We start from the raw sequence: 9,521 nt of genomic DNA, 5'->3' as shown, positions 1-9,521 counted from the left end.
CTGCGCGGGCGGCCGCCGTCCACTTGGACCAGACCCTGGAGGACTACCGCCGCGAGATCCAGCGCCGCGTGTTCGGCTGAGCCGCAGGCGGGTTCCGTCCTGGTCACCGCAGTCGAGATCGGCTCCCTGGAGTACGCCGGCACCTTCACCTACGGCATCGGAGGCGCCGGGAGCAACGTCGCCATCGGAGAGTCCCGGCTGGGAGTGCCCGTCACCTGGACAGGCCACGGCCGCGCTGTCCCTCTCGGCCCGCGACACGGTGTTCGGCGCCGTCGACCGGGCCCGGGCTGCCGGGGTACCGGTCAGCGTCGACGTCAACTACCGCCGCAAGCTGCGGAGCCCTGAGACAGCCGGCCCCACGCCTCGGCGTCCCGTCGCGCTCGCAGACGTGGTGTTCGCGGGCGTGGAGGAGGCGCAGCCGGTGCTCGGCGCGGACGGCGGGTCCTCGGCCGCCGCCCTGGCGGAAGGGCCGGCCGCGCTGGGGCCTGCTCAGGCAGTCGTCAAGGACGGGGTGCGGGGCTGCACGGCACATATCGAGGGCACTGGCCAGCGGCTCGACGCTCTGCCCGTCGAGGTCGTCGACCCGGTCGGCGCCGGCGACGCGTCCGTCGCCGGATACCTGGCAGAACTCCTGGTCGGCAGGCCCGCGTTGGAGCGGCTGCGGACGGCTGTCGCCGCAGGCGCTTACGCGGTGGGTGTGCCGGGGAGTGCGGAGGGCTTCCCCGGCGACCGGAGCTTGCCGCTCCGGAGTCCGTCCAGGACGTCATGAGGTGAGCAGGCGCTGCTGACAGCGGTCTGCCGGGACGATCCCGGTACGCCGCCCCCGTCCTGCGACGAGGCCGGGGGCGGCGGCACTACCGCGGCTGGTTCAGCTCCACTTCTGGTTGCTGCCCCCGTTGCAGGTCCACAGTTGGATCAGCGTCCCGTTGGCGGTGGCGGCGCCGTTCGCATCCAGGCACAGCCCGGACTGGACCCCGACGATGGTTCCGTCGGAGTTGACGCGCCACTTCTGGTTGTCGCCGCCCCAGCAGGAGTAGATCTGCACCTTGACGCCGTTACCGGTTCCGGCCGCGTCCAGGCATTTGCTCCCCAGGACCCTCAGCTCGCTGTCGGAGGTGTAGGTCCACTGCTGGTTGCTGTTGCCGGAGCAGTCCCACAGCTGCACCTGGGTGCCGTCTGTGGTGGTGGAGTTGGGCACGTCCACGCAGCGTCCTGAGCCGGCACCCTTGATCGCCCTGGTGCTGCCACTGCTCGGCGGTGTGGTCGGCGAGGTCGGCGGCGAGGTCGAGCCGGCGGAGTTGAGTGTGTTGAGGACGGAGGTGTAGGCGGGTTTGGCGTTGCCGTTGCTGTCGAAGAGCAGGGGGTTGTCGCCNGGCGGAGTTGAGTGTGTTGAGGACGGAGGTGTAGGCGGGTTTGGCGTTGCCGTTGCTGTCGAAGAGCAGGGGGTTGTCGCCGGAGCGCCAGGAGTCGCTGTCGCGGATGCCCCAGACGGTGATGCCGGTGCAGCGGGCGACGTTGAGGCAGGCTTGGACGGTGTTGGTGTACTGGGTGGTGCCGGCTTGGGCGATGTCGAGTTCGGTGATCTGGACGTCGACGCCGAGGGCGGCGAAGTTGCTGAGGGTGGTCTGGAAGCTGGAGGGGGGTCCGCCGTTGCCGAAGTGGCTCTGGAAGCCGACGCAGTCGATGGGGACGCCGCGGGACTTGAAGTCCTTGACCATGTTGTAGACGCCCTGGGTCTTGGCGTCCGACCAGTTCTCGATGTTGTAGTCGTTGTAGCAGAGTTTGGCGTTGGCATCGACGGAGCGGGCGGTGCGGAAGGCGTGCTCGATGAAGCCGTTGCCGAGCTTGTCCTGGAAGGGCGAGCTGCGGTGCTGGCCGCTGCCGCCGTCGGCGAAGGCCTCGTTGACCACGTCCCAGGCGTAGATCTTGCCCTTGAAGTGGGTCATCTCCTGCGTGATGTGGTTGTCCATCGCGGACTGCAGGTCGGATGCGGACAGGTTCGAGACCCAGGAGGGCAGCTGGTTGTGCCAGACCAGGGTGTGGCCGCGCATGCGCTGGCCGTGGGCCTGGGCATGACTGACGATCTGGTCCGCGGGACCGAAGTTGAAGTTCCCGCGGGACGGCTCGGTGGTGTCCCACTTCATCTCGTTCTCCGGGGTGATCATGTTGAATTCCCGGTCGAGGATGGTGGAGTACGCCGAGGTGCCGAGCTTGCCCGCCGGCACCGCCGTACCGAAATACCGGCCCGACTGCGCAGCAGCCGACCCCAGCGAACCCGCCGCCGCAGCATGAGNGAGGTGCCGAGCTTGCCCGCCGGCACCGCCGTACCGAAATACCGGCCCGACTGCGCAGCAGCCGACCCCAGCGAACCCGCCGCCGCAGCATGAGTGGCGAACGTGCCCATACCGACGACGGCCAGTGCCGCACTGGCTGCTAATCCGGTGATCGCGGCCACAGCACTTCTGCCGCCGTACTCTCTCTTGAACCATGACATTGTAGGATTTCTCCTTTGTGTGGGGGGAGGCATCCGCCGAAGCGATGCCCGTACGGCGGCCGGCACGCCAGACCTCCTGGGCGCGGGCCGCTCCCTGTCACCTCCAGGGAAGACCGCGAGTTAGCGCTAACACGCCAGGGGGCGGACGGGCCGTCAGCGCAGTAGGCGGCACGGACAGATGCCGACGTACACTCTTCCGCGCGAAGAAGCGGCTCACGAGCCTCACCGGGCCGACCGAGGCAACGTCACACCGATTATTGCGGCCGACCTGAGTGCGGCTGACCTGCGGTTCAGTGAGCGTTAACATCCATCTCGCCCCATCCGCTTGTGCGATGCGACTCTGGGAGACACACGAGTGCGCCGAAACTTCCGAATGTTTCACAAACGTTTCGGGCACTCTAGGTCGCCGAGTGAGTGGCGTCAATGCATCGCGCGGATTCCCTCCCTTCCGGTGGCCGGGCGGTCTCGGGCACATGCCCGGCGCACGGGCCGACGCTCCCCGGAGGGAGCGCACCCCGTCATCCCACAGCGCCCGTCCGGTAGATCGTCGTCGACCGGTAGGGATGCCCCGGGCGCAGCCATGTGGGCGGATAGTCCGGCCGCCGGGGCGAGTTGGGGAAGTGCTGGGTCTCCAGTGCGACGCCGGTGTGCCGCCGCAGCGGATGGGATCCCGGGGCTTCGCCGAAGCCCTGCCCCGCCGCGGCCGGGGCGGATGGCGTGTTGGCCGTGTACACCTGCAGTCCCGGCTCGGTGGTGAGGCACTCGATCACCCGGCCCGTCGCAGGATGGCTGAGCACCGCCGCCAGGCGCAGCTCACCGCACTCGCCTCGCAGGACCCAGTTGTGGTCGTAGCCGCCCCCGGCGAGGGCGAGTTGCTCGTCATCGCAACGATCGAGGATCAGGCCCAGCCGACACGGACCGGTGAGATCGAAGGGAGTGCCAGCGACCGCCTGCGGCGGACCGGGCAGCGGGATGAGTGCGGAGTCGACCGGCGTGTAGGAGTCGGCCGCGACGTACAACTCGTGGTCATGCACCGTACTCCGCCTGCTGCCGGAAAGGTTCCAGTACGCGTGATTGGTGAGGCCGAACGGTGTCGCCGCGTCCGTCGAGGCCGAGTAGTCGAGCCGCAATTCCCCTGCTCCGCTGAGGCTGTAGCGCACCGTGACTTCGACGTTGCCGGGGAAGCCCTGATCGCCTGCCGGGCTGGCCAGGGTCAGCGCGACGCCCACGCCATCCGCGGCCCGGAAAGGACTGGCGTCCCATATGCGCAGGTCGAAGCCGTCGGGGCCGCCGTGGAGTGTATGGCCGTTCTCGTTGACGCTCAGCTGAACGGGGCCGTCGGGACCTGGCACCAAACCATGCGCGATGCGGTTGGCATAGCGGCCCACCGTGGCACCGAGGTAGCGCGCCACGGTGAGCTTGTCCTGAACGGCGTCCGGCGTCAGCACCACGTCAGCCGACTGTCCCGTGCGGTCGGGAAAGCTCAGCGCGTGAAGGCTTGCTCCGAGAGTGAGCACGTCGGCGCGGACCGCGCCGGCGGCGAGCCGCCAGCGGTGGACGGTGCGGCCGTCGGCGAGAGTCCCCGCAGGTGAGCAGAATACGTCGGACATCGGTCTCCGAAGGGTCGAGGTGTTACGTGGGTATGCCGCTGGGGGGGGGGGGGGGGGGGGGGGGGGGGGGGGGGGGGGGGGGGGGGGGGGGGNCCCCCCCCCCCCCCCCCCCCCCCCCCCCCCCCCCCCCCCCCCCCCCCCCCCCCCCCCCCCCCCCCCCCCCCCCCCCCCCCGGGTCCAGCAGGGTCGTCACACTGCCCAGCTCAGCCCCGTCCTCGACCGCGGCAGCCAACGCCCGCCCGGTCGCCGACGGCAGGCATCCGGTCAGGACGCCGCGCCGCAGCGTCGGACGATCAGCCCGGTTCGATCACCTGGCGCTCACCGTCACGGCTAGGTCGAGCCGCGTCCAACCGGGACACCATCAGGACGGCACGCCTGCCGCCTGCGCGACGTCTGCCATCGTGGGGGCCCGGCGGCGAGGCTCCCGATGAGGGGTCTCTGCGGTGTGCGACATGGCTCTCCGATCCGTGATGGCGTAAGTGTTAGCGCTCACAGATGCACCAGTCAAGACATCATCCGACCTGACCGGCCGATTGCTCTGCCAGCGGATTGCCTGCGCTCTGGCCTGTGACCGCGCCACAGCTCTGTGCGCCTTCGGCTGCGGCGGACGGCCCGCGGTGGCCCGCAGGGAGCAACCAGGAACTCCCCTCCAGGCTCACCCGAACGAGAAGAGGAGAAGCCCCGCATGCACGCCTCTTGAGGTTCGGACCGAGCATGTGTCAGTCTCATTCCGGCACTCGCCAGCCCGGTTCTCGTGAATCCGATCGCCTGTACCTACCTCGCTGTGAGCGCTCACATTCTCCCAGGAGTTGTTCCGTGATCCAGAGGAACAGGATTGACCTGGTCAAACCACCGGTGCGCTCCGTCTGCGGGCTCTCCGGTGTGCGGCAGCGCAACCGGAGTGGCCTCGGGAACACCGCCACGGACACTCCGACCGCGAGCGTCACCTCTCCGAAGAGACTGATGCATCACTGCCGCCGCGGGCGGCATAGGGGCTAGTGCGGCACTTGCGGCCGGCGCTACCGAGTCCTCCACCACGTTCGGCGGCAGCCGTTCTCAGCAGCCCGTTCTCTCGAAAGGAAGATTCATGTCCGTCACGTTCCCCCCACCCACCGGGCTACGCCGCGGCAGACCGCTCGCGGTGCTCCTGCTGGTCCTGGCCCTGGCCGTGGCAGCAGCCATCTTCGGAGGGCAGGCCGACGCCAGCGGGCCCGCCGCAGGTACGAGCGCCTCCCGCCAGGCCGCTCCGGCGGCGGCGGCCGCATCGTCGTTGCCGTGTGATCTGTATGCCACCGGCGGTACGCCGTGCATCGCCGCGCACTCCACGACCCGTGCCCTGTTCGCGGCATACAACGGCCCGCTGTACCAGATCCAGCGCGCATCGGATCACAGCTACCGCGACATCGGGCTGCTGGCCGCCGGCGGTTACGCCGACGGGGCGTCCCAGGTCTCGTTCTGCTCCGGCACATCGTGCACGATCACCAAGATCTACGACCAGAGCAGCAAGCACAACGACATGCCGATCTCCTGGGGCGGCTACTGGAAGGGCCCCGGCGCCAACGGCGCCGATGTGGGTGCCGACGCCATGGCTCTGCCCGTGACGGCCGCGGGCCACCAGGTCTTCGGCGTCAAAGTCAACCAGGGTGTGGGCTACCGGCTCGACCACGCCAACGGCGCCCCCACCGGTGCCCAGCCCGAGGGCATCTACATGGTCACCTCGTCCAACTTCACCAACCAGTGGTGCTGCTTCGACTACGGCAGCGGTGAGAACACCCACACCGACACCGGCAACGCCACCATGAACTCCATCTACTGGGGCAACGCCTGCTGGTTCGGAGGCTGCACCGGCACCGGCCCCTGGGTCGAGGCCGACCTGGAGAACGGCATGTACCACACCGGGACCGGCTCCAACCACGACTCCAACAACCAGGGCGTCCACTACCCGTTCGTCAGCGCCTGGGAGAAGAACAACGGCACCAGCAACTTCACCCTCAAATACGGAAACGCCACCTCAGGAGGACTGACCACGACCTATTCGGGCGCTCTGCCGAACGGCTACTCGCCCATGAAGACCGACAGTTCGATCCTCCTGGGCACCGGCGGCGACAACAGCGTCTCCGGCCAGGGCGAGTTCTTCGAGGGCGCCATCACCGCCGGCTTCCCCACCGACGCCACCGAGAACGCCGTCCAGGCCACCATCGCCTCCGCCGGCTACGGCACCTCCACCGGCGGCACGGGCACCGGCGGCGCGCTGCACGCAGTGGCGGCCGGCAGGTGCCTGGACGTACCCAACTCCAGCCAGACCAACGGCACCCAGACCGAGCTGTGGGACTGCAACAACGGCGCGAACCAGCAGTGGACCGCCACGAGCGCCAAGGAACTGCGGGTCTACAGCGGCAAGTGCCTGGACGCGGAGGCGAGCGGTACGGCGAACGGCACCCGGGCGATCATCTGGGACTGCAACGGCCAGAACAACCAGAAGTGGAACGTCAACTCCGACGGCACCATCACCAACGCCCAGTCCGGCCTGTGCCTCGACGTCAGTGCCTACGGCACCGCCAACGGCACCCTCGTCCAGCTGTGGGCCTGCACCGGCGCCACCAACCAGAAGTGGAGCCGGAGCTGACACCGCCGGCTGCGGCCCGCCGGCCGTCGAGCCGCTAGGCGAGGCATCGCCGCAGCGGTAGGTCCTGACCCGAGGGCGGCGCCCGGCCCGCCGCGGCGCCGCCCTCTCGCACCGTCCCCCCACGACGCAGAAAGCGAGCAGTCCATGAATCTCCTCCGCCGCAGCCGCCCTGGCCGCAGCCGGCCACCGAGAGGGGCTCTTGTCGCGACCCTCGCCATCGGTGCCGTCGTCGCCGCTCCGGCCGTGACATCTCACGCGGCCACGATGACGACCCTGTACGTCTCACCCACCGGCAGCGGCACCGCGTGTTCGGCCTCGGCCCCCTGCTCGGTGACCCAGGCGAAGTCCTCGGTCGAGGCCGTCGACGGGAACATGAGCGGCGACATCGTCGTGCAACTGGCCGGCGGAACGTACCGATTGTCCTCCCCCCTCGTGCTGGGCAGCGCGGACTCGGGCAGCAACGGCCACCAGGTGGTCTGGCAGGCCGCGTCCGGGCAGAGTCCGGTGCTCTCCGGCGGGCAGCAGGTGACGGGTTGGACGGTCAAGGACGCGTCCAACAACATCTACGCGGCGTCCGTACCCGGCGGGGCCGACTCGCGGCAGCTGTACGTGGACGGCGCCCTGGCGCCGCGGGCGGCGATCTCCATCGCCCGCAGCGACGTGAACATCACCGCCGACGGGATGACGATCGTCAACTCGGCGCTCAACTATCTCGCCTCGCTGCCGCAGCAGAACCGGATCGAGCTGGAGAGCCAGAACTCCTTCACCGACCGCTATGCCCCCGTGCAGTCCATCAGCGGCAGCACGATCACGATGCAGCAGCCGGCCTGGAACAACAACAACTGGGGCTACGACACGCTGGCCAAGCCCTTCGCCGGCGGCAGCCTCCAGCTGGAGAATTCCTATTCCTTCCTGAAGACCGCCGGCCAGTGGTTCCTCGACCCGCAGGCCGGACAGCTCTACTACAAGGCGCCGTCGGGGTGGTCGCCCACAGCACACGACATGGAGCTGCCGCGCCTGACCTCCCTGCTGCAGATCGGCGGCAGCTACTCCAGCCCCGCCCACGACATCACCGTCCAGGGGATCGCCTTCGAGCACACGACCTGGCTGCAGCCCAGCAGCTCCCTCGGCTACGCCGACCAGCAGAGCGGTGCCTTCCTGGGACGCAGCTTCACCCAGCCCTCGGACTTCCTGACGTCCTGCCAGTCCGGCTGCCCGCTGTTCGAAGCCGCCCGCAACAGCTGGAGCCAGGTACCCGCGGCCGTTCAGGTCTCCGCGGCCCGCGGGATCACCTTCACCGGTGACACCTTCGCGCACCTCGGCCAGGTGGGCCTCGGCATCGGCAACGACGCGGACGCACACGCCTCCGGAGTGGGCCTCGGCGCGTGGTCGGTCACCGTCACCGGCAGCACCTTCTCCGACGACTCCGGCTCGGGCATCGTGGTCGGCGGCGTCCAGCCCGACGCCCACCACCCCTCCAACACGGCGATGACCAACCAGGACATCACCATCCAGGGCAACCGGATCACCGGTGTCGCCAAGGACTACAAGGACATGGCCGGCATCCTGTCGACCTACGCCACCCACGCCGTCATCACCCACAACGAGGTCTCGAACCTCGCCTACGACGGCATCGACGTCGGCTGGGGCTGGGGCGCCAACGACCCCGGCGGCAGCCAGGACTACCGCAACCGCGGCCTTTACAACTACCAGCCCGTCTACACCACACCCACGACCCTGAAGAACACCGTCGTCAGCTACAACCTCGTCCACGGCACGAAGAAGGTCTTCCACGACGGTGGGAGCATCTACAACCTGTCCGCCAACCCCGGCGCCAGCATCGACCACAACTACATCTACGACAATCAGCACACCGTGGGCCTCTACCTCGACGAGGGCTCCCGCTACATCAACCTCAAGAACAACGTCATCCAGGACTCCGGCGTGTGGGCCTTCACCAACGCCGGCGGCTCGAACAACACCAACGACAGCACCTTCGACACCAACTGGTACAACTCCGGTGCCACCCAGGTGGCCACCGGCTCACCCCACAACAACGTCCTGACCGGCAACGTCCAGGTCAGTGGAACCAATTGGCCGTCAGCGGCACAACAGGTCATCGCGCAGGCCGGCGTGACCAGCAGCGGCGGCACGGGGAGCACCGGGGCGCTGCACGCGGTGGGAGCGGGCAAATGCCTCGACGTGCCCAACTCCTCCACAGCCCCGGGCACCCAGACGCAGATCCGGGACTGCAACGGCGCCGCCAACCAGACCTTCACCCGCACCTCCTCCGGGCAGTTGACGGTCTACAGCGGCACCAGCCAGCTGTGCCTGGACGCCAGCGGCCAGGGAACCACCCCGGGCACCAAGGTGGCCACCTGGACCTGCAACGGCCAGAACAACCAGCAGTGGACGTTCAACGCGAACGGCACCGTCTCCGGCGTGCAGTCGGGATTGTGCCTGGACGTCACCCAAGGCTCCACCGCCAACGGCGCGCTGGTCGAACTGTGGACCTGCAACGGCCAGAGCAACCAGCAGTGGACGCTCGGGTGACCCGCGTCAGCGTGCCGTCCCAGCGCGTTGGCCGCCGCTGAACCGTGCGTCAGGACCGCCGCCTCGCCCCGGGTGCTTCCGGGGCGACGCGGCGTCGGGCCGTCATGGGTCGGGATCCGCGGGCACCCCGCCGGAGCGGGCCGGTGGGCGGCTCAGCCGAACACGCGGCGCTGGATCTCGCGGCGGTAGTCCTCCAGGGTCTGGTCCAAGTGGACGGCGGCCGCCCGCGCAGCCGCCT

General features: G+C 69.1%; 4 protein-coding genes and 3 pseudogenes. 4 read left to right on the top strand and 3 right to left on the bottom strand.

Translation table 11 applies throughout. The annotated features are described in order from the left end of the window. A pseudogene (locus V7E46_RS32205) lies at nt 1-80 on the top strand (GntR family transcriptional regulator); the annotation flags it as partial. Between the two features lie 179 nt (nt 81-259). Beyond that, on the top strand, nt 260-769 hold the full coding sequence (locus V7E46_RS32200; protein ID WP_333771719.1) for a PfkB family carbohydrate kinase: 510 nt from the start codon (nt 260-262) through the stop codon (nt 767-769). Nucleotides 770-868: 99 nt separating this feature from the next. Here the strand turns inward: V7E46_RS32200 and V7E46_RS32195 are convergent. Beyond that, a pseudogene (locus V7E46_RS32195) lies at nt 869-2,270 on the bottom strand (endo-1,4-beta-xylanase). A gap of 742 nt (nt 2,271-3,012) precedes the next feature. Continuing rightward, entirely contained in the window at nt 3,013-4,104 is a 1,092-nt protein-coding gene (locus tag V7E46_RS32190) for an aldose epimerase family protein (RefSeq protein WP_333771718.1), read from the bottom strand. A 1,087-nt stretch (nt 4,105-5,191) separates the two neighbouring features. On the opposite strand from V7E46_RS32190, the gene V7E46_RS32185 reads away from it, so the two are divergent. Next, complete coding sequence (locus tag V7E46_RS32185; RefSeq protein ID WP_333771717.1) at nt 5,192-6,730, top strand: arabinofuranosidase catalytic domain-containing protein; 1,539 nt, start codon at nt 5,192-5,194, stop codon at nt 6,728-6,730. A 264-nt stretch (nt 6,731-6,994) separates the two neighbouring features. Further along, entirely contained in the window at nt 6,995-9,283 is a 2,289-nt protein-coding gene (locus V7E46_RS32180) for a ricin-type beta-trefoil lectin domain protein (RefSeq protein ID WP_333771716.1), read from the top strand. 152 nt (nt 9,284-9,435) lie between these two features. Here the strand turns inward: V7E46_RS32180 and V7E46_RS32175 are convergent. Next, nucleotides 9,436-9,521, bottom strand: a pseudogene (locus tag V7E46_RS32175) (GntR family transcriptional regulator); the annotation flags it as partial.

The organism is Streptomyces sp. IBSBF 2435 (assembly GCF_036815005.1).
Taxonomy (GTDB): domain Bacteria; phylum Actinomycetota; class Actinomycetes; order Streptomycetales; family Streptomycetaceae; genus Actinacidiphila.
This window is presented reverse-complemented; position numbering and strand designations above follow the sequence as displayed.